The organism is Lentilactobacillus parafarraginis DSM 18390 = JCM 14109 (assembly GCF_001435895.1).
In the GTDB taxonomy this organism is placed as follows: domain Bacteria; phylum Bacillota; class Bacilli; order Lactobacillales; family Lactobacillaceae; genus Lentilactobacillus; species Lentilactobacillus parafarraginis.
In genome coordinates this window covers 1-23,736 of the sequence record NZ_AZFZ01000049.1, presented here as the reverse complement: position 1 = coordinate 23,736, position 23,736 = coordinate 1, and the positions used below count along the sequence as shown (strand labels likewise).

General features: G+C 46.8%; 25 protein-coding genes, 1 pseudogene and 1 other annotated feature. Of the genes and pseudogenes, 13 read left to right on the top strand and 13 right to left on the bottom strand.

What is annotated here, in order from left to right; genetic code table 11:
- Positions 1-283: 283 nt before the first annotated feature.
- The gene (locus FD47_RS10710; protein WP_040537680.1) at positions 284-1,168 is read left to right on the top strand and encodes an AraC family transcriptional regulator; all 885 of its coding nucleotides are present in this window, start codon (positions 284-286) and stop codon (positions 1,166-1,168) included.
- A gap of 84 nt (positions 1,169-1,252) precedes the next feature.
- On the opposite strand, the gene FD47_RS10705 is transcribed toward FD47_RS10710, so the two are convergent.
- The 10 genes from FD47_RS10705 to FD47_RS10660 all read right to left on the bottom strand — a co-directional run bounded on the left by FD47_RS10705 (position 1,253) and on the right by FD47_RS10660 (position 10,399).
- Complete coding sequence (locus FD47_RS10705) at positions 1,253-2,176, bottom strand: helix-turn-helix domain-containing protein (protein WP_054735649.1); 924 nt, start codon at positions 2,174-2,176, stop codon at positions 1,253-1,255.
- A gap of 284 nt (positions 2,177-2,460) precedes the next feature.
- Positions 2,461-3,657 (bottom strand): D-alanyl-D-alanine carboxypeptidase family protein, encoded by a 1,197-nt coding sequence (locus FD47_RS10700; protein ID WP_056980658.1) that lies wholly within the window; start codon positions 3,655-3,657, stop codon positions 2,461-2,463.
- Between the two features lie 116 nt (positions 3,658-3,773).
- Complete coding sequence (gene yaaA / locus FD47_RS10695; RefSeq protein ID WP_054735647.1) at positions 3,774-4,550, bottom strand: peroxide stress protein YaaA; 777 nt, start codon at positions 4,548-4,550, stop codon at positions 3,774-3,776.
- Between the two features lie 83 nt (positions 4,551-4,633).
- Complete coding sequence (locus tag FD47_RS10690; RefSeq protein WP_054735645.1) at positions 4,634-5,509, bottom strand: hypothetical protein; 876 nt, start codon at positions 5,507-5,509, stop codon at positions 4,634-4,636.
- Between the two features lie 11 nt (positions 5,510-5,520).
- A complete protein-coding gene (locus tag FD47_RS10685; protein ID WP_054735642.1) occupies positions 5,521-6,183 on the bottom strand; it encodes a hypothetical protein in 663 nt (220 codons plus the stop codon).
- Positions 6,184-6,197: 14 nt separating this feature from the next.
- Positions 6,198-7,142 (bottom strand): GH25 family lysozyme, encoded by a 945-nt coding sequence (locus FD47_RS10680; protein WP_225352914.1) that lies wholly within the window; start codon positions 7,140-7,142, stop codon positions 6,198-6,200.
- Positions 7,143-7,403: 261 nt separating this feature from the next.
- The gene (locus tag FD47_RS10675; RefSeq protein WP_054735636.1) at positions 7,404-8,411 is read right to left on the bottom strand and encodes a sugar kinase; all 1,008 of its coding nucleotides are present in this window, start codon (positions 8,409-8,411) and stop codon (positions 7,404-7,406) included.
- A 205-nt stretch (positions 8,412-8,616) separates the two neighbouring features.
- Positions 8,617-9,342 carry a DUF975 family protein gene (locus FD47_RS10670; protein ID WP_008212015.1) on the bottom strand — a complete coding sequence of 242 codons (726 nt, stop codon included), beginning with the start codon at positions 9,340-9,342 and terminating at the stop codon, positions 8,617-8,619.
- Positions 9,343-9,451: 109 nt separating this feature from the next.
- The gene (locus FD47_RS10665; protein WP_040537679.1) at positions 9,452-9,835 is read right to left on the bottom strand and encodes a hypothetical protein; all 384 of its coding nucleotides are present in this window, start codon (positions 9,833-9,835) and stop codon (positions 9,452-9,454) included.
- 87 nt (positions 9,836-9,922) lie between these two features.
- A complete protein-coding gene (locus FD47_RS10660; RefSeq protein ID WP_054735634.1) occupies positions 9,923-10,399 on the bottom strand; it encodes a DUF1836 domain-containing protein in 477 nt (158 codons plus the stop codon).
- 131 nt (positions 10,400-10,530) lie between these two features.
- Between FD47_RS10660 and trhA the strand changes: the two genes are divergently transcribed.
- The 7 genes and pseudogenes from trhA to FD47_RS10630 all read left to right on the top strand — a co-directional run bounded on the left by trhA (position 10,531) and on the right by FD47_RS10630 (position 16,699).
- Positions 10,531-11,181: a PAQR family membrane homeostasis protein TrhA gene (trhA, locus tag FD47_RS10655; protein WP_054735633.1), complete on the top strand. Its 651-nt coding sequence runs from the start codon at positions 10,531-10,533 to the stop codon at positions 11,179-11,181.
- An 81-nt stretch (positions 11,182-11,262) separates the two neighbouring features.
- Positions 11,263-11,518, top strand: a binding site (T-box leader).
- Between the two features lie 107 nt (positions 11,519-11,625).
- Entirely contained in the window at positions 11,626-12,909 is a 1,284-nt protein-coding gene (gene hisD / locus FD47_RS10650) for a histidinol dehydrogenase (protein ID WP_008212008.1), read from the top strand.
- Between the two features lie 143 nt (positions 12,910-13,052).
- Positions 13,053-13,178: a hypothetical protein gene (locus tag FD47_RS16110; protein ID WP_263849921.1), complete on the top strand. Its 126-nt coding sequence runs from the start codon at positions 13,053-13,055 to the stop codon at positions 13,176-13,178.
- A gap of 80 nt (positions 13,179-13,258) precedes the next feature.
- The gene (locus tag FD47_RS10645; protein ID WP_008212004.1) at positions 13,259-13,690 is read left to right on the top strand and encodes a hypothetical protein; all 432 of its coding nucleotides are present in this window, start codon (positions 13,259-13,261) and stop codon (positions 13,688-13,690) included.
- 123 nt (positions 13,691-13,813) lie between these two features.
- On the top strand, positions 13,814-14,338 hold the full coding sequence (locus FD47_RS10640; RefSeq protein WP_054735630.1) for a hypothetical protein: 525 nt from the start codon (positions 13,814-13,816) through the stop codon (positions 14,336-14,338).
- A 354-nt stretch (positions 14,339-14,692) separates the two neighbouring features.
- Positions 14,693-15,880 (top strand): annotated as a pseudogene (locus tag FD47_RS10635) (MFS transporter).
- 69 nt (positions 15,881-15,949) lie between these two features.
- Positions 15,950-16,699: a DUF975 family protein gene (locus FD47_RS10630; RefSeq protein ID WP_054735627.1), complete on the top strand. Its 750-nt coding sequence runs from the start codon at positions 15,950-15,952 to the stop codon at positions 16,697-16,699.
- A gap of 163 nt (positions 16,700-16,862) precedes the next feature.
- Here FD47_RS10630 and FD47_RS10625 read toward each other — a convergent pair whose 3' ends face one another.
- Positions 16,863-17,993 (bottom strand): trans-sulfuration enzyme family protein, encoded by a 1,131-nt coding sequence (locus FD47_RS10625; protein ID WP_054735624.1) that lies wholly within the window; start codon positions 17,991-17,993, stop codon positions 16,863-16,865.
- Positions 17,994-18,438: 445 nt separating this feature from the next.
- Between FD47_RS10625 and FD47_RS10620 the strand changes: the two genes are divergently transcribed.
- The 4 genes from FD47_RS10620 (at position 18,439) to FD47_RS10605 (ending at position 22,410) form a co-directional block, all read left to right on the top strand.
- The gene (locus FD47_RS10620; protein ID WP_056980657.1) at positions 18,439-19,608 is read left to right on the top strand and encodes an iron-containing alcohol dehydrogenase; all 1,170 of its coding nucleotides are present in this window, start codon (positions 18,439-18,441) and stop codon (positions 19,606-19,608) included.
- A gap of 200 nt (positions 19,609-19,808) precedes the next feature.
- Positions 19,809-20,318, top strand: a complete 510-nt coding sequence (locus FD47_RS10615; RefSeq protein ID WP_225352913.1) for a hypothetical protein — start codon at positions 19,809-19,811, stop codon at positions 20,316-20,318.
- A 219-nt stretch (positions 20,319-20,537) separates the two neighbouring features.
- Complete coding sequence (gene rfbB, locus FD47_RS10610; RefSeq protein WP_056980656.1) at positions 20,538-21,530, top strand: dTDP-glucose 4,6-dehydratase; 993 nt, start codon at positions 20,538-20,540, stop codon at positions 21,528-21,530.
- A 10-nt stretch (positions 21,531-21,540) separates the two neighbouring features.
- Positions 21,541-22,410: an NAD(P)-dependent oxidoreductase gene (locus FD47_RS10605; protein WP_056980655.1), complete on the top strand. Its 870-nt coding sequence runs from the start codon at positions 21,541-21,543 to the stop codon at positions 22,408-22,410.
- 67 nt (positions 22,411-22,477) lie between these two features.
- On the opposite strand, the gene FD47_RS10600 is transcribed toward FD47_RS10605, so the two are convergent.
- Positions 22,478-22,675: a hypothetical protein gene (locus FD47_RS10600; RefSeq protein ID WP_008211987.1), complete on the bottom strand. Its 198-nt coding sequence runs from the start codon at positions 22,673-22,675 to the stop codon at positions 22,478-22,480.
- Between the two features lie 237 nt (positions 22,676-22,912).
- Here FD47_RS10600 and FD47_RS10595 point away from each other — a divergent pair, with 237 nt between their 5' ends.
- Complete coding sequence (locus tag FD47_RS10595; protein WP_008211986.1) at positions 22,913-23,359, top strand: MerR family transcriptional regulator; 447 nt, start codon at positions 22,913-22,915, stop codon at positions 23,357-23,359.
- Positions 23,360-23,414: 55 nt separating this feature from the next.
- Here FD47_RS10595 and FD47_RS10590 read toward each other — a convergent pair whose 3' ends face one another.
- On the bottom strand, positions 23,415-23,624 hold the full coding sequence (locus FD47_RS10590) for a hypothetical protein (RefSeq protein WP_008211985.1): 210 nt from the start codon (positions 23,622-23,624) through the stop codon (positions 23,415-23,417).
- Between the last annotated feature and the right edge of the window lie 112 nt (positions 23,625-23,736).

Sequence of the window (23,736 nt, the reverse complement as noted above, 5' to 3'; positions counted from 1 at the left end):
TAATGTGTCAACTTGACAGGGTACAGTACCGAGAACAGATTATGCTTTTTTGCGGTGATAGTCAATTGCAAGTCGTTCGAAGGTCCTCAAATATCGGAAAAACGCCCGCATAATTGGCTGATTCGTCGGATTTTTAAACTTTATGTACAAATCTGTGAGTTTTTACCCATTAAATAAGCGCTTACAATATTATCGAAGGGAATATTTGTGATGAATGATGCGTCTTAGTTAAGCACTAATAAGTTTGTTTGAATGATTGGATTTCATGTAAGGGAAGATTGCGATGACTAATCAATACTTATCAATTTCATGTTTACCATTACCGACCTACGTTCAGAGTGGGCACGTTGTGTTTAATCCCGGCGATCGCCACCCTAACCGCAACAACTTTCAATTCTTTGTCATGATCTTCATGGTTCGCGGAAAACTGTATATTGCCGAGGATGATCAGGAATACGTCGTTGGGCCGGGTGAAATGTTTATTTTACAGCCTAAGCACCACCATTATTCTTGGAAGCCCATGGATCAGACAACCGAATACTACTGGGTTCATTTTTCAGTCACCGGCTGTTACCTGCAGGCCAGTGAGCCTCAAGAACTTCATTCTGTGATTCCGGTGCCATCTTTACACTATTACACGCCGAAAATGACCCTATTTTTAAGCAAGCACAGTCACATCACGAACATGCCGGGAATTTGTGCCCTGGTTAAAAAAATATTTCAGAATAGCGCTGCCCAGAATGCGGTTGGCTTTTGGCAGACCCAGCAATTATTTTTAGACCTGTTGCAGCAGGTCCAATCCCCAGCGACAAGTCAATCCCAGACGGCAATTTTGGCCACTCAAATTCAGCGATATTTACGCGATCACTTTGATGAAAAAATTACCAACGAAAAACTCGGGCAGGTGTTTCATGTCCATCCCAACTCCGTGACAAGCAGTATGAAAAAGACATTTGGCATTACGCCTAATCTGTTTTTGACGAAATACCGCTTAGAGGAAGCCGTCAAACGTCTTTTGTCCACTTCTGAACAGATCAGTCGGATTGCGGCCGATGTTGGTTATCAGAACGTCTATTATTTTTCAATGGCGTTTAAGCGGCGTTACGGCGTATCGCCTCTCAGTTACCGAAACCAATATGCAGATGACAAAGTTGGGTCGATCAGTTAGCCAAAAACTTTTGCGTTTAAACTATCAGCCAATCCAATGGGGATGCCAAAAAGGCAGGCTCGTTGGGTTGGCCGATAGTTTGCATTAATAGAGGGTCGACTTTTTGATGCCCTTCTCGAGGAGAGCGACGACTTTACCAACATCGTAGCCGGGATCGACGTTGGGATTATTCAAGAAGGTATTCGTGAACGTGTTCCGGTATTTTAGCGGCGTTAATGAGGTTTCCTTTTTGAATAACCGGAAGAAGTATTTATAGTCATAGAAAAAGCAGCGTTGGGCAATTTCAGCAACCGACAGGTCCGACGTTAATAACAGATACCGGGCCAAATTAATTTTCGATTGGTTGATGTAAGTTTTAATGGTGGTTCCGGTCACCCGTTTAAATAGCCGGGCCATGTAATCCTTATTCATATTAAACTGACTGGCAATGTCTTTGACTTTGAGGTCGGTGTTAATGTTGGCTCGGATCCATTCCTTGACGCGATTGACGATGCCTTCGTCATAGTTCGATTGGTGAATGCCTTGAAAGTAGTCCTGAGCAAGCTCACTGATGAAAAATGACACAAAATAATTCGCGGATACTAAATTATTTTCGGAAGTATGCGTCGCGTCCAATAGTTGGGCCGTTAGCGCTAAGATTCGGTTTGGGTCGTTGAACTTGAAGACCCGGGGGAGAATGAGCGAGGTTGATTGTTTAAAATCTTGTGGATATGTCTCAATCTGTGAGAGCGGTGACTGGTTCACAAAATGAAGCCAAGTGAACTCAGCGTTTTGGGTTGTTGGTGACGTGCCAACCATGCTTTCTCCCGGAAAAACGCAGAGCGCGTTTCCCGCTGAAAGGGTGACGGGTTCTCCCATAACTTCGAGGCTGATCGCATTCTTTGTCCCGACAAGAATGCGATCAGCCTTCCGGGTTGATGGCAGGTGCTGCCATCCAATACCTGAAGAAAAATGGCCGCTTTGAATAAATTTGAGCGGGCGGGACATGTCATATGCCATAAGTTTCATTGAGAAAGTCTCCAATTAGGTTGGGTCGTTGCCGAAGATGAATCAGTCGTCATCATGTGTGTTTAGAAAAGCGACACCTAATCTTTAAAGTAACCAATTATTCAGAAATAGTCAAGATTCGGGTCTTCGCAGATCAACGGGTGCCTAAGCAAGGCTTGAGCCGGGGGACTTGGCGGCTTGAAAGATAACTTCGTCAGAAAAAAATCAGCCGGTCATTCCAAGAAACGGAACAACTGGCTGATTTTTAACGATTTGTACTGGCACCATTCAATAGCGCTGGTATTTTAAGCTAAGTTCTTATCGTAAACGTAGTTCATCAATGAACGGGTTTCGGTAAACTCATTTTCATCGTGAAGGACGACGGTAATAATGCGGTCATGACCGCTCTTTCGACCAGTTCCAACGAAGCAGTAACCTGCAGGAAACGTGTAACCGGTCTTGAGACCATCCACGTTAAGTGACTTTTGGTAATACTTGCGGCCTGGAAGCATGTTGTTGTAGTTGTACAGCTTTTGACCATCCAAGCTCATTGATTTAACCGAGGCATCGGTAAGCACGTCGTAGTAGTCATTAATGAAATGCCGGGCAATCTGGGCAACGTCGGCAGCCGATACCATGTTGGCATTTGCGCCGCCAATGCTGTAACCGAATGGCTTCAAACTATTCTGTTCCATTCCGGAAGCTGATACAAACGAGCTGTTGTCCAGCCCCCATGTTTTTGCCTGCGCGTTCATCATTGAGATGAATTTTTTGTTGTAGGCGGGGGTTGAACCACCGGCAACCCATTGACCCAACGCAATTGCTGAGTTGTTGGATGATTCAATTAACGCTGCTAAATAAAGATCCCGGACGGTGTAAGAATTTTTCGTGAATTTAAAACCGCCAAAATCTTTGTCCTTGCCGAGCTTTTTGAGACCGGCATTGCTGGTGTCGACCTTGGAATTCCAAGTGCCGCCGCCATTGCTGATCTTTTGCCGAACCAGATATAGCGTCATTAATTTGGAAATTGAGGCGATTGGCCGCGGCGTGTTCGCGCTCTTTGACCACACAACCCCGTTGGTATTCACGTCAAGAGCAACGGCCCCCAAGGCGTATTTCAAGCCGAACGGTGATTTCCCCGGGGTGACGTAGTTATGCCAAACGTAACCCGAAACCGTGCCGGAACCATTCTGCACCTGATAATAAAGCGCGTTAGACCCGCCAGTCTTCTTCATGACCACTTTTTTAGTGGCGTACCAAGTCGTGTAAGGGTACCCCTTGAGGGTGGCGACTTTCTTGGTATGGGAAGCGTTCCAAATGACGCCGGTTGTTGATTTCTTGTGATACGGCGCCTTTTTCATGGTCGAGGTTGAGACGGTTGTGTATTTAACCGCTGCCGCGTCAACCGATGCGGACTGGCTGACAAAGCCAAGCCCAATTCCAAATGTTAATGCTGTTGCGCAGGCAATCACTGTTGCCCGCAACCATTTTGTTATTTTCATGTTCTTCTCCCTCCAACTTCTGTCTCAAATTGTACCATGTCGGCCGCGGATCGTTCGCCGTTTTAATGGATTTGTAACTAATTTGTACGACCCCTGTTAATTAGTTTGCTAAATTGTTAACGGTGAGGCTTGCTTGCGGCTGCTTGGCCGGCTTCTAAGAAGACGAGTTTCGTTGTTGTCGACCGATGCGGATCATAGGCGTACCTTGGCGAATCAAATGATTGAAGGTCGCTAACCTTAGTAAGCTGATGTTCGGCAATGTAGCGGACCATCTCACCCCGGGCCATTTTGGCTAAGGTCGCGCGGGTTTTAACCTTACCGGCAACCAGGTGACCGAAGACAATGTCGATCCACTGGTCAGTGGGGGTTAGAAACGGGGTGATCGCCTTGGCGTATTCCTTTGACGCCAAGTTGATGATTGGTTCTCCCGGCTGCGGGTCAAGCGCCCGGTAAAGGCTGTCACCCCAGAAATGATAGAGGTTGGTTGTCCCGTTAACCTGTAAGTGGCTTTGCATTTCCAAACGGTAGGGGACAACCCCATCGAACGGCTTCAAAATTCCGTAAAACCCCGATAGAATGCGCAGGTTCCGCTGGAGATATTTCAAAGCCGGCCCCGTCAAAATTCCCGGCGCCATTGATTGAAATTGAATGCCAGAATAGCTCATCACCGCAGGCGTCAATGGCCCCGCCAGATCCATGTGGCGGAGCTGATCGGCATTGATTTGGGTCAGCCGATCACTGGTGTGCCACAAGTCTTTAAGCTCGCTGTCCGAATAATTCTGGAGAACTGCCAGCACTTGGCGGGTCTTTTCAAGATAGATGGGGGCTTCTTGGACATCAAAGTCGTCGGTGTTAACCACCATTTTCTTGGTGGGAGAGATGATGAGTTTCATAGTGAGTCCTTTCGCGACCAAAATAAAAGCTGAAAGCCCAGCCGATTGGGGCTGAGCCATTCAGCTTGTTAGAAATTGATTGGTTATTTAACGCGTGTGGCCATCTTAACCGAAGTGTCGATCGTTTGCCCTTTAAGCGTGTAGACGGTTCGGCCCGCCTGCCAGGTAATGGCCTGATCCCGAGTGTGGTCGGTCGACGTGTGCACGTTGAAGCTGATTGTGCCGCGACTTTCAGGAACGGGTAGCATATTTTGATCCAGTAAGCTTACGGTGTGTTTAGCGGTTTGCTTCGGATCGGTATTGTTAACGACGCTTCCGTGAACGGAAACGGCCCAGCGACCCTCATTCCACGCGATATAGCGTTGGCCGCCGCCGGCATTCTCATAGCCGGTGATTTTGGAACTTAATTTAACCTTTGGCAGTCCCTTTGAGGCTGCTGAGGAATAATTAACAGCTCCGGCCGCCTGGCGAGAGGAAGCGTAGGTTTTCTTTTGAAAGCTGGCGTAAGCCGTTTCGTTGGCAACCGCGCCGGCGTTTAGATTCTGTGGTTGACTGCCAACGCTGTAATACACGACATAGTTAGCAGCGGTACCGCGGTAGCGCATGTTTAAATTCTGGCTGCCGGAACCCAAGCCATCAGTGGTTGGTAATTTGACGTTTCCGAGTTTCTGAGTGATTTGATTGTTGAAAGTTGAAATTCGGGAACCGGTTGTTTTCGGAGCGGTCGCTGACGATTGATCGCTAGCCGGCGACGAACTACTTGATGATTGTGATGAACTGCTTTCACTGCTCGACGAGTCACTGGTTGATGAATTTTGCATATCGGTTCGGGATGACTTCGTGATTTTGGAACCGGAATCGTGATTTCCTTGGCCCTGCTTGTTCGAATTGCAGCCGCTGAGCCCGCCAACGACGAGCAATAATCCAACGGCCAGGCCGGCTAATTTTTTGTGGCGCATTGTGGCCCTCCTTAATTGGCTTGATGACTTAACTGAATGGCAACGTTGCTTTGATCGCTGGTGACTTCATAAACCCGCGTGTTTTCTTGCCATTTAACCGTATTTGCCATCTCTGAGTTGTTATTAGCATACAACACAATCGCCCCGTGAGTCACGTTCTGATTTGGTAATGGGAATTGACTGAGTTGGCTGGCGACCTGACTGGCAAATTGAGTGGGGTTCTGACCACCCGCGGCCTCAGACGGTGTCACAGTGGTAATTGACCAGTTGCCCTGGTTCCAATGAGTGTAAACGTGGCCGAGGGTCCCTTGTGAAATGGCAGCCTTGCCATCCTTTAGTTTATCCTTGGTCCCGTCAGGATTGCCAACATAGTTGAGAGAATCGGTGGCTGACTGGGCATCGGCAAACGTCTGCATTTCAAATGTCGCGTGGCGGGTGTTGTTGGCATCGTTGTAATCCAGACGGTAATCTTTGGGATCGCTATTGGTGATCGATGCCGTGAGCCTGGTGCCGGCAACCGTTAGGGATTGGGGAGCTGGGGTCTGCTTGGCAGAACTAATTCCGGTGTTCGCGTGAAAAACGGTGTTATTAGCTAAGGTGTAGCCGCCAAACGCCAAAGCAGTGGTACCGGCCACCGCGATGAATGAGTTGATAAATCGTTTTTTGAATGTCATTTGCTTATTGCCTCCTATTCGCTCACGTATGAACGATTGGCGGTCACGTACTGACCGGTCGTTGTTGTGAAGTAATATGAGCCGCTGGCGCGCTTGCCAACCGACTGAATGCTGATGTTACTGCCGGCAGAAACGGCTTTAACGCGGTTGGCCTTGTCAAAGGTCTTCGAATTGTACAAATAAACTTTTTTAAGCGTACTGAGCTGCTTGGTGGTGTTCAGCGCATGATAATATTTCGGGGTGCTGGTGATTGCCGCGTCCTGTAAGGCCGTTGCGGTATCACTATTCCCAGTCCACCAGGAAACTGGATGCGTGGAGGTCATCACCTTGCTGTCGTCAAGGTACTTTCCCAGGGCGGCTAAGTAGTGTTTATTGGTATATTGCCAGAGGTCGGTATGAATGGATGGCTTAGCGGAGTAGTTGGCAATCCACTGGGCATCGAAGCTATTGCGGGCACTGCCGGCATACTGGGTCGCAAAGGATTGGTAAGAATAAAAGACCAATTTTTTATTGGTTAACGAACGCATCTCGTTGTACCAGGCGGAAACGGCACTCTTTGAGGAGCCGGACGTCACGTTATTTTGTTCATAGTCCAACACGTAAAAGCGGGCATTCTTATTGGAGCGGTTATAGAAGTTCTTCGCCTCGGCCTTCGCGCTGGCGGGGCTGGTAAACATCGCGTAATCGTATTCCCCGAACGGGATGCCGTATTTTACATAGAGGGCGGTGTTGTTGGTGGCGTATTTGTCAACGTAGCTGCTGCCATATTGGCGGCGGTTAATGACGAATGATACTTGATTTTTAAGGTTTTGAGCTTGGAGGTTGGTTATTTTTCCCTGCCATTCAGAAACGTCTGGAATGGAGAGGGTGGCCGCGTGGGTGTTGGCTGCTGACGAAGCGATTATGCCAACGCTAACCCCAACGGTTGCTAAAAAGTAAGCAATTTGTCGTTTTATCATGGTGATCCTCACTTTTATGTCAATTTTATTGGGTATTTCATTTGCGTCACTATATAAACTATGCTATTTAAAACCTCGTGACAAGCCCGATTAATGGCGGGGTTGTCAATGTTACGGGGATTAGAACCACTAAGGCGACCCTGACAAAACTTTTTTGCAAAAAGATTACTTTTTTATGACATAAGCAAATAACAATCAGAAGCCAGCAAATAATGACAAAAAAAGACTGAGTCCCACTTTTAAGGATTCAGTCGTAAGAAATTAGCGGTTAACGGTTGGCGGATTGTCTTTGGTAAGCAGGGCCTGAATATCGCCATCGGTGATCAACGGATAATCACCGGCAATTGACAATTTTAAGATGGCCGCCGCCAGGGCGTAATCGAGGCGATATTGTGGCGTAAACCCGTTGAGAATGCCATGGGTCAGGGCGCCACCAAACGCATCCCCGGCACCAATTTCGTGGTGGGCAGTCGTTTCGTACGTTTGGCTGGTGAAAAATTGATGATGATCAAGAAGCGTTGCAAACCACTTCTGAGTGGATGGGCCGGCAGGCTTTCTAAAAATTGACGCAACCTGTTGACAGTTCGGAAAAGCCTTTTGAATTTGGCGTAAGGTTTGTTCAATTTCGTCGGCGGTGGCCTGACTTGGGTCAATTGAGAGGCCAAACGCCGGCTTTAGATCCACATCATTAGCCAGGCAAATATCGACGCTGGGCATGAGCTGGCTGTTAAAGGCCTGGGCACTGGCTGGCGACCACAATTTACCACGAAAGTTCGCGTCATAAATCACCTTAATATTGTGCTGATGGCAATAGTTGGCCGTCCATAAAAGCGTTCGCCGAAGTTCGGGAGACAGGGCTGCCGAAATGCCGGAAATGTAAAAGTAGCTAGTCCGCATGAGAAGAAAATCCCAGTCGTAGTCCTTAAACACCGAGGTGGCAAAGGAACTGCCGATCCGATCATAAATGACATTGCTGCCGCGATGGTCACTGCCGGTTTCAACGAAGTAGATCCCCATTCGGTTCCCACCCCGGGTAATTAAGGAAGTGTCAATGCCGAAGCCCTTTAGCTCAGCGATTGCCGCGGATGCGAGGGCGTTGTTAGGCAGCTTGGTGACGAAGGCCGTGCGATCACCTAGGCGGCTGAGGAGAACGGCAACGTTGGCTTCTGCACCGCCGAAGTTGGCTTTAAAATTGCTTGCTTGGGTAAAACGCTGGTTTTCCGTTGCGGTTAAGCGCAGCATCAACTCACCGAATGTTGTGATCATCATACAGTCACCTTCCGTTTTATAAAATGAGATTTGTTATTTGTATTTTATCATAGTTTACTTATTATGTAAGCACTTTCAAATAGCCGATCATAAAAGGGTGCTCAGATCCGACTTGTCATCGTGATCCGAGCACCCTTTAACGACCAGCGGCAACCATGAAAAAGTGGGAATCAATCCCTAAATGACCGTTAACATCATCGCCGAGCTACTGCTTATCGTCGTTGTTAGTATGATCGTCGTTATCAGCCTGATCGTCGCTGGTGGCTTTTTCGTCAATCAGCTCAGGGGCTGCATCGTGCTGATTTGCAAGTTCGTTGTAGAAGTTAGCGAAGCTCAATCCCATATACGGTTGAACCCAAATGGCGGCAATCCCAAGGGTGACAAGAACGAGTAAGTCCCAGCCAATAAAGCTTAGAACCATCACAAAGTAGTCCATTTTATGACCATCCATCAATTCTCGGCTGCGGGTAATGGCATCCAGGTAACTCATCCGCTCACCGCGGTCAATGGCGTCCCGGTAAATGAAAAATGACTGTGAGTAAGAAAATGACTTAATAATTCCGGGAACAATCAAAAGCAGGGTCCACAAGAAGGTGAAGATGCCGGTTAGAATCCCAATCAATAGGGTTCCGAGGAAGTAATCCCCATTGTTGAAGATGGTTAATGATTTTCGAAGCGGATTGTCGTACGTCAGTTTTTGACGAAAGGCATCCACGCAGACGAAGTAAACGCCGACCGCCAAAAGTGAGGCCACCCACAAAATCAGGCTGCCGTACACGTCGCTTGGCTTTGGGGTATCGGATGAATTCCAGTAATAAACGATTCCCCCGATAAGTTCAATTAATAAAACTGGTAAAAATAGCAAAAAATAAAACGAAAAGTGTGAATTAAGGATGTGTTTGGCATCCTGTTTAATTTCAGCACGATTCATAAAAAACCGCCTCCTTAAAATAATTTGGGTGTTAAAACAAAAACGGGGTTGGTTCCCATAGAAGGGCATTGGCCCAACAATCCATGACTAGGAATTGACTGCCTAGCCGTTAGTCTGCCTGCTGAAAAGCCCCTTTTACCAACTTGGTCGATTGAACCCAGCCGTGATTCTTAACATACAGAAACGCCCGGTTCTTCTTGGTGGCGTTGCTCTTAGCCTTGACGTATTGGGTGACGTAGTAAGTCGTTGCCGCCTTCAACTTGCCCCGGGCCGTGAAATCAATACTGGGCGTGTCAGCGCCGATGGCTGCCCGATAAACGGTCACGGCATGATCCTTAGTGTGATAGACGCGGCCCTTATCGTAAAAGTCCGAGGTTAGAATTGAAAAGTGGTACGTCTTAGTCTTCGCGGCGTTTGCGGTTGATACCGGAATGGCCGCGAAAATCGGCAGTGCCAGAATGGTGCCGGCAAAAATCGTTGCAAGCTTCTTCAATTGAGATTCCTCCATTTCTATTCTTTAAAAGTATACAATATGACAAACAAATGTCAAAGAATCAATTCTGTTACATGACTGTAACATTTAATCGTCGAGGGGCTTTTGGGCCAGCATTTGTTCAACCAGCGATTTTGATAAAAGGGCATGAACGGCCATTCGTTGGTAATCCGTTGCTGAAAGGTTGGTCGTTTTAATCTGGGTCAGTTCCGTGTTGAAGACCTCGATGAATTGGTTATAGGCTTTATCGATTGGATCCAGTTTAAGCGCGATGGTCATAGCCTGTTTAATGGTGTCCAGAGAAAGGATTTGTTTCATCACGCTGACCACAAGAATTTCGGCCAGGTGGCTTCTTGCGTACCGCTTTTTCTCTGGGCGGTCAACTAGGCCCTGTTTGACGTAGCTGTTAATCATTGATTTTGTTATTTTGGTCCCCGTCAATGGCTGCAGATACTGATTGACCTCATCAATCACCTGATCCATGTACAGATTAAAATTGGGAAGATCATTGTATAATGGCAGGGTAAGTTGGGAAAAATGAATTGCGGAAAAGTTGTTCGACATATTGAAGCTCCTTTAATCTCAGTATAAACATTATCGCACATAAAGGGGCATCACCATAACTAGATATTGAATCTAGATTACCTTGATTTTTAGATGAGATTATCTTATGATGTTAGTTAGGAGGTGCAGAAATGAATAATCAAACCGTTGATGTTCGCCGACAACAAATTATCTACGAGGCATTAAATGCAGTAACCCACGGCGTTTCTTTCGTCGCGGGCGCAATTCTGACGGTGCTGCTCCTCACAAGAGCGTACCACCAGCATCTCTCGGCAGTTGCCATTGCCAGTTTAGCGGTCTACGCGGCCAGCGTGTTGTTGTTATATCTGGCGTCAACGCTGCTTCACTGCTTTGTTTTTACGAAAGCTAAACGGATCTTTCAGATTTTTGATCACAGTAACATTTTCCTGCTGATTGCCGGGACTTACACCCCTTACTGCATCATTTTTGTTCACAATATGGCCGGAAATATCTTATTGGCAGCGGTTTGGTTACTGGCAATTGCGGGGATTGTGAGTCACGTCGTTTTTCATGGCAAGTATCAGAAAACGGAAACGACGATTTACGTGGTGATGGGCTGGTTGTGCATGCTCCTGGGCAAGCAGCTCTATGCCAACTTGAGTCCAAGTGGATTCTGGCTTCTAGTGAGTGGTGGGGTGATCTTCACGGTTGGCGCTTTGATTTACAGCTTTCCCCGAATTCCGGGACTGCATTTGATTTGGCACTTTTTCGTCATGGCGGGGACGTTAACCATGTTTTTGTCGATCTACATGAATATCTGACGAGTTTTTGGGTTTGGCTGTTGACATTCCAAATAATCATGGTATTGTATGGGTAATCACAAATTAAAAAACAATAATAAATATGAAGTTACGATTAGAAAAGTAATCAGTCCGTGATTATAAAGAGAGTCCGAATGGTGAGAGCGGATTAATAGAACTGACGAACACACATCTATGAACTGGATAATTGAACCAAGTAGGTTATCCCGCTAGTGAGCGTTACCACGGCTGCTGTGACTGTTCTCTATTTTAGACGACTAGTGACAGACAGTGTAAGGTCGTTTCATCGTGAGGTGGCGACGAATATGAGGTGGGACCGCGAGAAATCGTCCTCAGATATTGTGAATCACAATGTCTGAGGACGATTTTTTTGTCGGCAAGTTTCTGAGTTGAAGTAGCGTTTTCTGACCGTAATTTGGTGTTTAGGGAAATGGAGCGGTAGATATGCAAATTATTGAAGATTCTCTGGATCAGTTATTAAAACAGGTGGCCATCCGAACAAATAAGGTGGCTAATCGGGATGCTGTTGAAAAGTCAGTTCGCGAGATTATCGCTAACGTTGCCGAAAATGGCGATGCGGCGATCAAAGACTACGAAAAGAAATTTGACAACGTTGACCTTGATTCCTTGCAGGTAAGTCAAGCGCAAATCGATCAGGCATATGCGAATACTGATAAAAAAGTCATCGACGCGTTGAATCTGGCTAAGCGAAACATTACGTCCTTCCACCAAATGGAAGTTGAAGACAGCTTCGTTGATGCCAAACAAAAGGGCGTTATTCGCGGCGAAAAGATTGTGCCGTTAGCGGCTGTTGGGGTATACGTACCCGGCGGAACTGCCGCTTACCCATCTTCAATTCTGATGAACGTCATTCCAGCCAAGATTGCCGGCGTTAAGCGGGTCGTCATGGTGACGCCACCGCAAACCGATGGTCTTAACCAAGCGGTCTTGGCGGCTGCTAAGATTGCCGGCGTTGACGAAATTTACACCGTTGGCGGCGCCCAGGCCATTGCCAGCTTGGCATTTGGAACTGAAACGATTCCCCGCGTTGATAAAATTACCGGTCCCGGAAACGCCTACGTGGCAACCGCTAAAAAGCAGGTCTTTGGCCAGGTTGATATTGACATGATTGCCGGCCCATCGGAAATTGGCGTGATCGCCGGTTCTGAAGCTGTTCCCAGCCAAGTGGCTGCTGACCTGTTGTCACAAGCCGAACATGATAAGATGGCCCGGCCAATTCTGGTGACGGATGATCGGCAGTTGGCGGATAACGTGAGCGCCGAAATGGATCGTCAGGTGAAATTATTGCCCCGCCAGGAGATTGCCCAGGCAGCGATGGACAACGAGGGCTTCATTGCCGTTGTGAAGGACATTGACGACGCCTTTACCTTGATGAACGCCGTTGCGCCGGAACATTTGGAAGTTCAGCTGCCAGACGCGATTTCATATCTCAACCAAATTCAAAATGCCGGCTCAGTCTTCTTGGGCTTCTCCGCTTCAGAACCAGTTGGGGATTACGTTGCCGGTCCAAACCACATCTTGCCAACTGGCGGGACGGCACGGTTCTTCTCACCGCTTGGGGTTCAGGACTTTATGAAGCGCACGCAATTCGTTTCTTATACCCGATCGGCGCTTAAAAAAGAAGCCGATGCGATTACCACCCTTGCTCGCGTTGAAGGGCTTGAAGCCCACGCCCGGGCAATTGAAAGCCGGTTTGATTCAAAATAATTGGGACGGCAGTCTGACCATAATGAGCCGGTATGAATCCTTGCATCCTAATAATCCATTAATATAGTAGTAATTTGTTCAATTGCGCCTCGTCGGGTCTGTTTTCCCGACCAGGCGTTTTTTGATACCGCAAGGGGATTTTGTTGCCTGCTGGTAATCCTTTTGCAATTATCGAGAGTGATTGGCTGGCCTTAGTGATTTTTGAGATTCGGGTTGAGCCGCCAGCTGAAGGCCATTTGATGGCTTCTTGGGATGGGCTGTTTTTGTAAAGGGATTGTAGTCGGATAGTTATCTTTGAACTCGATATGTCATGATATACTTTTAACTAACGGAGGTGCATGTTTTTAAAATGAAGAAATTACGACTCATTATGCTCGCCCTGCTGGTGGTTCTTGGGATTGAAATGACAACCAACCTCACTCAAGTCGATGCGAGTTCGACAACAACGACACCAAAATCACTTCGCGGAACCTGGTACAAGTATTCTCACAGTGGTAAATTTAGCACCATTAAGATTACCACCCATAGTGTGACCAACAATGGGACCGTTTATAGCCCATCCAGAAGTGGTTCCCACAAGTTAAAAGTTAGCAAGTGGGGATCCTGGTATTCGTTTAACACCGGATCGTCGTCATCCAATCTCGGCCAGTTTAAAACCGAAAAACGGTTAATTAACGGTTCCTATAAGAAAGCCCTCATTCGCTATCACGGCATTGGCACCTACTATGTGTTTACGCAGCATAAATATCATCATGATTATTCCTTCCGAATTCTTGATTAATGCGAGAATCAAAATGACGATGCGGCCGCCTTTTATTAGTAATTGGGCATTACTTTCTTTATAATGAGTTTAAGAATGTTATTCGGGCTTAGACTCAGTTGTTAATGAAAGGAAGGATGACCCTTGAAAAAGCGATTATTAACCATCTGTTTGAGCGGATTGGTGGCTTTAGGACTTGCCGGTTGTGCCGCTAACAGTGGTGGTGCTTCGTCCAGCAGTAAATCCAGTTCGGAATCTTCCACGTCCAGCACAACGACTCAATCAACAACCAGTTCAAGTACTCATGATTCACAAAAATCATCGATTGTCTCCCATCACCAACGAGCGGTTAAGGTAACCTACACGAACTTAAGCGATACCGCTCGATTAGACGATGAGTACCGTGAGGAGCATCTGTACCAATCAGTTCCCGGGACCGTTAAACAAAACCGAATTTATCAGTGGGATGCGCAGAATGTTTCCGATCATCAGACCGTTTATATTGATAAAAAAGCCGTGGCAACGTTTAAAGATGACGATGATCAAAATGAGTATGATCATGAAGACTTCTATCGAATTGCTTTCAGTAAGCACGCAACCCACCATTATTGGGTAAACGATGACGTGATTGATCACGATTTACACCATGATAACGATATTGACGATTAGCTGGCGTCGATCACTTGCATTTTTTAGTGAACCATTGTATGATTTGGACAATCAAAAAAGGAGGTGATGCTTTTTGACTAGTGGAATATCTCAGAAGGCATCAGCTGTGGAGAACGACTTAAAATAGTTGATGTTTAAGAGAAAGGGCCGACGAAATTAAAAAATCGTCGGCTTTTTTGGTGCTTTTTTTATTTCGCATCCCAATTCTGATGGTCACCAGTTTGATTAACCATGCATGTTTAAATTAAAAACGTTATCATGGCTTCTTTCAGTTTTTATCACTAGACGGTGTCTGGCAAAACCTGTAATATGGACAAGTCTGAGACAATTAACTGGAAAAGGAAGTGACAAACAATGAAGCAGTTCAAGGTACAAAGTTTTGTTCTCGTTTTAATTGGGTTTACGTTAGGATTCAGTGAATTCTTAATTGTGGGGATTTTAGATGATCTATCCCAACAATTTGATGTTCCAGTGGCAACTGTCGGGTACCCGGTCACGATTTTTGCAATGGTTTACGCGATCAGCACCCCAATTATCACGCTGATGATTGGCAAAACCAATTTGTTCTGGAGCTTGTTGGTGCTAATGGCCATTTTCACGGTGGGCAACGCCATGAGTGTCATGGCCCCCAACTTTGCACTGTTGGCCGTTTCAAGAGTTGTCACCGCACTGGTCTCCGGGGTTGCCATTTCAATTGCCCTGTCATTTGTGAGTCACATTGCGCCAATGGCCAAGCGCGGATGGCTGCTGTCATAGGTATTTTCCGGATTCAGCATCGCGTCGGTTCTTGGGGTTCCACTGGGCACTTGGATTTCAACTAATTTCGGTTGGCGGATGGCGTTCTTAACCATTATTGGGATCTCCATTGTGACCATGGGACTTATCTTTGGCTCATTGCCCCGGGACTTTAAGCAAAGGGGAAGCAGTATTGGCGGGCAGTTGGCGCTTTTAAAGGATTCCCGAATTCGAATCGGGATGTTTTTGCCAATGTTTAACTTAGCCGCAATCTACGTCTTCTATACCTTTTTGCGGCCAATCATTACCACCCAGCTGCATTTTTCAACCAATATGCTGACGGTTTTACTCTTCATTTTCGGAATTGCCAACATTATTGGTAACCAGGCAAGCGGCCGCCTAACAAATGGGCCGGGGCTTCACGCAATGCCCAGAGTCTACGTTGGTCAATTTATCTTAATGATGCTATTGCCGTTTACCTTTAACCTTCAGTGGGTTGGCGCAGCCGTTCTGATGCTTTTGATTATCAGCATGCCGCTACTTAATTCGCCAATCCAGATTCATTTTCTACAAGTTGCCGAACAAGGCTATCCGCAATCGATCGTGCTGGCCTCGTCGTTGAACTCAATCTTTTCAAACTTTGGGATTGCTTTGGGCTCGGCTACCGGTGGCGTCATTGTCTCTCATTTGGGGATGAATGCCGTGGGACCAGGCGGCGCAGCCTACACACTGATCACGTTATTGATGGTTTGCTGGTTAAACCGGGTGAACAAACGACCGGCAACGTCACTTGGGTCGAAGGGTTAACCGGGTTGACAATTTATCCAGGAGTAATATACTCACAACAATTGATCAAATTAACTCAAGGAGGTCTCTATGGACAGACCACAATTAAAGTTGGAAATGCGGCGGATGCTCAGTAGTCATTTCCCGTTTTTCTTGCTATTATTCTTACCCGTTTTGCTCCTGAACTACGGTTCGGCAATCGCTCAGTATTTGGGCAACTCCACGGGAACGTTATATTCAACCATGAACGATTTATCGGTTCACTCGTACGCCAACGTTGAGCCAATCGGCCAATTTTACGGGTTGATGACCATCGTCACGGTGATTGCCATTATCAGCGGGTTGCTCTTGATTGGGGTGCGGTTTGCCAGCATCGATTTGATTCGCAATCGAAGCACCTTTGATGAACCGGTCACCAAGTCATTCACGATTCTCAATAACGGGCAGTACTTTATCGGCACGCTGATCATTGGCATCCTGATAACGGTACTGACCTTGCTGTGGTCGTTGTTACTCATTGTTCCCGGCATCATTAAAGGCTTCTCGTACTCGCAGGCGTTTTACATTTATCGTGACGCGATTGATCAGGGTAAACCAATCGGTTATCTTGAAGCGATTACCAAGAGTCGCGAACTAATGAATGGGCATAAATGGGAGTACTTTGTCCTTTACCTAAGCTTTCTGGGATGGTTCATTCTCTCTGGCTTCACGATGGGGATTTTAGATTTATGGGTACTGCCATATTACAACTTGGCACTTGCCAACTTTTACATTAAACTCGCCGATCCCCAACCAGATTCTTTGGGAACCATATTTGATGATTCGAATCATCAAAGCTAAGGGAAAAGGAAATTTTAAAGCGGTCATCAAAAACAGCTCCAGCTAAGAACTGATTATTAATTTCAGTTCTTAGCTGGAGCTGTTTTACGAACCATTGAGTCAAGAGCCTAATGGTGGAGCAGAACCGTGCCGTTCCTCGGCCCGTTGTGATTATCAGAACCCGTTAATTACCCAGTCCCTGAGCTAAGTCAGCGGCAAGGTCGTTTGGATTTTCCAAGCCAACCGACAGCCGTAGCAGTTCGTCGGTAATTCCGAGCTTTAAGCGATCGGCTTCCGGCATATCGTGATGGGTCTGAAGTGAAGGAATGGTCAGCAGGGATTCAACGCCACCCAGACTCTCAGCAAATGAGATGATCTTCAGGCGTTTAAACAACTGGTCAACTTGATCGCGATTTTGGACGTAAAAGCTAATCATGCCGCCCTTTCCGGGATAGAGCACCTTCTGTACCTGGGGAAGCTTTTCAAGTTGTTTGGCAACATACTGCGCGTTGGCCGTGTGGCGCTGCATTCTGACTGAGAGGGTTTTGAGACTCCGCAGTAACAGCCAGGAATCAAACGGATCAAGGACCGCTCCGGTTGTGTTGAAATTAAAGGCCAGCGCGTCAGCAACTTCATTGGTCTTGGCGACGACGACGCCCGCCAGCATATCGTTATGCCCGGATAGGTACTTGGTTGCACTGTGAACGACGATATCGGCACCGGCAGCCAAGGGTCGCTGATAAACCGGCGTTAGAAAGGTATTGTCAACGCAAACTAATGCTTTTTGGTTTGCCTTATGGGTTATTTCGGCAACCCGGTCAATGTCGATAATCTTCATGGTTGGATTGGACGGGGTTTCAAGCCACACACCCTTGGTATCTTCAGTCACTAATTTTGCCAATTGGTCGTAGTCCTGACCGTTCCACTTACGGAATTTAATGCCGTAGTGGTCGGTTAAGTAGTCAAAATACCGGAATGACCCGCCATAGAGGTCATCGGACGTGACAATTTCATCACCGGTCTTAAATAGTGAAAAGGCCAATTGGATGGCTGCCATTCCGGAACTAAGAGCGAACGCCTGGGCGCCGCCTTCCAGTTCGGCCAAGGATTTTTGGAGCACGTTGCGGGTTGGGGTGGCCAATCGGGAATAGGAATATTGTTTTTTGGGATCAAAGTTTTCAACGTCTTCTAAGTCCCGATGACGAAAATTCGATGCCAAATAAATCGGCGTTGAAATTGTGTGGAACTGGTCATGGTTATCGTGATTGCCGGCCTGGGCTAAAAGCGTGTCGATATCAAAGTGTGTCTCAGTCATCAAAATTACCTCCAAATTTTTTCTGATCAATCAAAAAGAAGCCGCCACCTCGGAAAATAAATTGCTATTTTCAGGGTGAAGGCTTCTTCACGTTACCACCTGAGTTCATCGGCGAGTTGTCGACCTCATTGAACTTGTCTAACGTTGTCATCAAGTTCAACCCGTAACGGGGGCGACCGATCATTCAGCGATTAGACCAAATGATAAACTCCGAGTTCATCTTCATTTTACGATTCGACTTCTTTTCAGCGACCGAAGCTCTCTTGGCGAATCCATAAAATGACACTTCTCATCAAGGTGTTAATTAATTAGAATTTACCTTATTTTAACCCTCTTGGCGGTGAGAGGCAAATCCAAAAAAAGATTGTGAAATCGTTTACATGGATTCCGGGAAATGCTATCATAAAAATGGTTAACAGAGTGACCATAACTAGGAGGAAGAATAATGAAAGAAAATTTTGATTTTTTAATGCCGAGCGTTAACTTCTTTGGTAAGGGGGTTATCAAGAAGATTGGTGACCGGGCAAAGATGCTGAACATGACAAAACCGCTGTTGGTGACCGATAAGTTCTTGCGGTCAATGGATAACGGCCCCGTTGCTCAAACAATTGCGTCGTTAGAGGGTGCCGGGGTGCCATACGCAATTTATGACGGCGTCGAACCCAATCCAAAGATCCGAAACATCGAGGAGGCTAAGAAAGTCTACCTTGAAAACAATTGTGACAGTATTATCACGGTTGGCGGGGGATCCTCACATGATGCCGGTAAGGGGACCGGGATCATTTTGACAAATGGGGATGACATTACCAAGCTTGCCGGAATCGAAACGTTGGCTAATCCGCTGCCACCACTGATGGCCGTAAATACCACTGCCGGCACGGCGTCCGAACTGACTCGCCACTGTGTGATTACCAATGAACAAACGAAATTAAAGTTCGTGGTTGTTTCATGGCGCAATGTACCGCTGGTTTCGTTTAATGATCCAATGCTGATGCTGGACGTTCCCGCATCGCTAACGGCTGCAACGGGGATGGACACCTTTGTTCAGGCAATTGAGCCATACGTTTCCACTAACCGCAACGAAATTACCGACGGCCAGTGTATTGAAGCAATCAAATTAGTGGAAGAAAGTCTTCGCGAGGCGGTTGCTAACGGCCATAACATTGAAGCTCGAACCAAGATGGTGGAAGCTGAAATGTTGGGGGGCATGGCTTTCAATAATGCGGATTTGGGCTACGTTCACGCGATGGCTCATCAACTTGGCGGCCAATACGACGCACCCCACGGGGTTTGCTGCGCAATGCTGCTGCCAATCGTTGAGAAGTATAATATTATTGCGGCCCCAGAACGGTTTGCCCAGTTAGCCAAGATTATGGGCGAAAATACAGACGGCCTTTCGGTTCGTGACGCCGCCGACCTTTCGATCAAAGCAATGCGCCAGATGTGCGATGACGTTAATATTCCTCGAAGCATCAGGGCAATTGGTGCCAAACCGGAAGACTTTGAACTGATGGCTGAAAATGCCCTGAAGGATGGTAACGCCTTCTCCAACCCACGTAAGGGAACCAAGGAAGAAATTGTTCAGTTGTTCCAGGAAGCATATGATCAGAAATAAGTTTAACTTATCATGACTTGGGAATCTTGCCGCAAACTTTTGCCGGCAGGATTCTTTTTTATCGTCAAAAGCCAACCATTTTACGTGGGACACGCTCTTTTCATACTTTCTTCATACTTTCGCCAAACTATTTCGATATAATAATGGTAACGATAATAATGACCGAATTTTAACCGCCGCTCTAAATTGGGAGGATAACGATGATGAAACGTCACTTATTGATTGATACCGGGTTGCTGTTCCTGATTCCGCTTGGAATTATTGGCTTTTCCGTTAGTTCTCAAACGGATAGTCCAGCCGATCACGTCGCCGGCGCCCAACATAATCATTTGAAGCAAACGACCGACACCGCGTATACGCCTAAGGGGCGAACCATTGATACCAGCCAGATTCAGTCCTTAGACTTTCGGGCATCCCGCGTTTACCGGGTAACATACGCTAAGACGACTTTTCGGGCACCTTTGGAAGCCGATTACCGTGAGCAGCGCCTTTACCGGTACGTGCCAGGCTCTAAGAAGAATAACCGGACGTATAGCTGGAGCAGAATAAAGGCCCGCGTTGGTAAACGGGTTTATGTTGATATGAAGGCCAAGGCATACTACCGCGACGATGATGGTGAACGGGAATCCGAAGACTTCTACCGGATTCGGGTTTCTAAGTCGACAACCGCTCAGAAGTATTGGGTGAACGAAGATGTGTTTGACGATTAATCTCACTAAAATCAATCTGGTTTGATATTTGGGAAACAAGCGCTGGCTTGCTGGCGGATCAATTAATCGGGCAATCTTCGAAATAAAAGTGATCGGGCAAAACTTCTGGTTTTGTGCCGATCTTTTTGCATTCCCGCAAAGTTTATGGCGGATTTTTTAATTCTGCCTCACAGGTTAGCTTATAATGAAGACTAAGAACTTTATGTCAGGAGGGATTGGATGGCAGTTTTAGTAACTGGAGGTGCGGGGTTTATCGGTGCAAACTTCATTCATCGATTATTGGATCAGACTCATAGTGAGCAGGTGATCAACTTTGATTTACTCACGTACGCCGGTAATCTGAGCAATTTAGCAGATATGCACGCCGATCCCCGGTACCATTTTATTCGGGGAGACATTGCTGACGCGGCGGCCGTTGAACGGGCTTTTAACGACTTTCAAATTGACAAGGTGGTTAATTTTGCTGCCGAGTCACACGTTGACCGCTCGATTATGGACCCGACGCCGTTTGCCCGGACGAACGTCGTGGGAGTAAGCGTGCTTCTCAATGCTGCCAGGCAGCATCATGTTTCACGGTTCGTTCAGGTTTCAACCGATGAGGTTTACGGACCGACCCCGGATGGGCAGGCATTTGATGAGCGGGCGACGTTGAACCCAACGTCACCATACGCGGCAACTAAGGCAGCCGCTGATCTTTTGGTACTTGCTGATTACAAGACTTATGGCACCGATGTCTGTATCACCCGTTCCGCAAATAACTACGGCCCCTTCCAATTTCCGGAAAAACTGATTCCCTTAATGGCGACTCACGCACTCTGCGGGAAGTCCTTGCCGGTATACGGTCAGGGAAGTGAAATTCGTGACTGGTTACATGTTGGGGATAATTGTGCCGCCATCCAGGCGGTCATGGACCACGGAACTGCCGGTCAGATTTATAATATTGCTGGGCATCAATATCACTCAAATCTTAATATCGTGAAGCGGATTGCCGCTCAGCTGGCAGCTTACCAGCCGCGCATTAAATTTATCAGCGACCGGCCTGGCAATGACCGCCAATATGTCATCAATGACCAAAAAGTTCGCCACGATTTGGGTTGGCGGCCGGAAATGATGTTTGAAACCGGCATTGGTGACACCATTGATTGGGTCGTTGTCAATCAAAGCTGGTGGCAGCCATTAGTCGCGAAGGTTAAGAATCGATCAAGTAAATGAGGTGGCTAATATGAAAATCGGATTTATTGGGACCGGTGTCATGGGCACTGGGATGATTAATAATTTACTGAAGCACGATTTTTCGGTGACGGTTTACAACCGGACCAAGGCGCATGCCAGTCAGGTGCTGGCAAATGGGGCAACCTGGGCGGACACGCCGGCGGCCGTCACCCGGGTCAGTGACGTTGTGATTACGATTGTCGGCTTTCCGAAGGATGTTGAGACCGTTTACTTTGGGGATGACGGTATTTTTTCAGCTGCTAAGGCCGGCCAAACATTGATTGATATGACGACCAGCTCCCCAATGCTGGCAAAAAAGATCTTTGATTATGGTGCCGCCCGTCAAATTGACGTTCTCGACGCGCCGGTTTCCGGTGGCGATATTGGGGCGAAGAACGCCACGTTAACGATCATGGTTGGCGGAAGCCAGCAGGTATTTGATCGCGTGAAGGACGTGTTTGCCGCAATGGGCACGTCGGTTAACCTGTTCGGGGGTCCTGGACAGGGCCAGAATGCTAAGATGGCCAACCAAATCATGATTGCCGGGACGATGACCGGCTTAACGGAATCATTGGAATTTGCCAAGAGTGCCGGCCTCAACCTTGATCAAATGATTCAAACGATTCAGGGCGGTGGTGCAAGTAACTGGAGTATGGGCGCCTATGGTCCACGCATTTTAAAAGGCGATCTCAAGCCGGGATTTTATGCCAAGCATTTCTTGAAGGATTTGCGGATCGCGCTGGAAGTGGCTGACGAAATGAAACTTGATTTACCGGCCACAAAGCTCGCCAAACAGCTCTACGAGACAATGGTTGACCAGCTGCATCTTGGTGATTTGGGAACTCAGGGATTAATCGACGTCTACGAGCATAAGTCCTGATTCCAATCGTTTAAAAAAGGCGCCGCGGCAAAGTGATCTTTGCGACGGCGCCTTGATTTATCAACAGCTATTTGCGACGTTCCCGGCGCTTTTGGACTGCGGAAACGATGTTAATGACAATTGAAATGGTTAGGAAAATGGTGGCCAGGATAATCAGACCGATTTTAACATTGTCCTGAACGTGGTTTGTTTGGGCGTAAAACGCGATGGCAATCGATAAAATCAGTGACAGGTCAGCGACTAATAGCTTTGGTGAAAATCCCATTTAATTCAGTCCTTTCGAATAGTTACGCAAGCATTATAACAAAGATTCTGCCTGGGGACCGGAAAAATTTGCGGCACTAACTGACTTTTGAGCACGGTGGTGTTTTTCTGATATAATGTGAGCGGTTACCCAAATTGGCGGTTGAATCGTCTATGCGTTTTTAACATAAAATTTAAATCAAGGCTGGCAGCCCAGGAGGTCACTCACTGAACGGCTCAGCTAATCAAGGTGAAAATAATGGCAGAAAAACAATCAAATGAACCGTTGATTGATAGTGACAAGTTAATTTTTGGAATCGGGCAGGTTCAGACAATTACTGGAGTTTCCGGTCGCCAACTCAGATACTGGGAAGAGCAGGGATACATCGCCCCCATCGATCAGCAGAAGGGCACGCAGCGGCAGTATTCAATGCATATGCTGTTTTTGATTTTTCACATTCAAAGGTACCTTAAACAGGGGTTTACGCTGCAGAGCGCCGTTGAGCGGGCCCGCCAGTTTGATCGGCAGATTCCCGTATTACGCACATTCTTGAAGAATCAGTTTAATGGCGTTGAAGTCGAAGATGATAAGAGCGTGATTGATTTCGGCTATAAGGATGATACGCATCAACAACGGGTTTATGGGGTCGTTGAAAATGACCGGACCCATTTCTTAATTAAAGATATTGATGAGACATCAAAATAAAATCAGCACCGATAATGGCTTCTTTTCAGTGGTCATTACCGGTGCTGATTGTTGTTTAAACGCCTTGACTGTCGAACTTCTTGTAAAGGCCGATGATTGTTTTATCCTCTAAGTCAACGGGCTTGCCGTCCAGCGTGACGCTTTCGATTTTGTAGTAGTCTTCCAAATCCGGGACTTCCAAACGCTGATTGGCCATGAAATCGGTTGCTGATTTGTACTCGATGGACTCGTGAGTCGAACCATCCAAATAATTGATTTTGAGCATTCCAAATCACTTCTTCTCTATTAATTATCTCATACACTTTAATTTTAGAATGTCGGCATTGGAAAGACAACTAACTCGTTGTCTCAGACTGAAGACAAAGTCCTCCAAATAC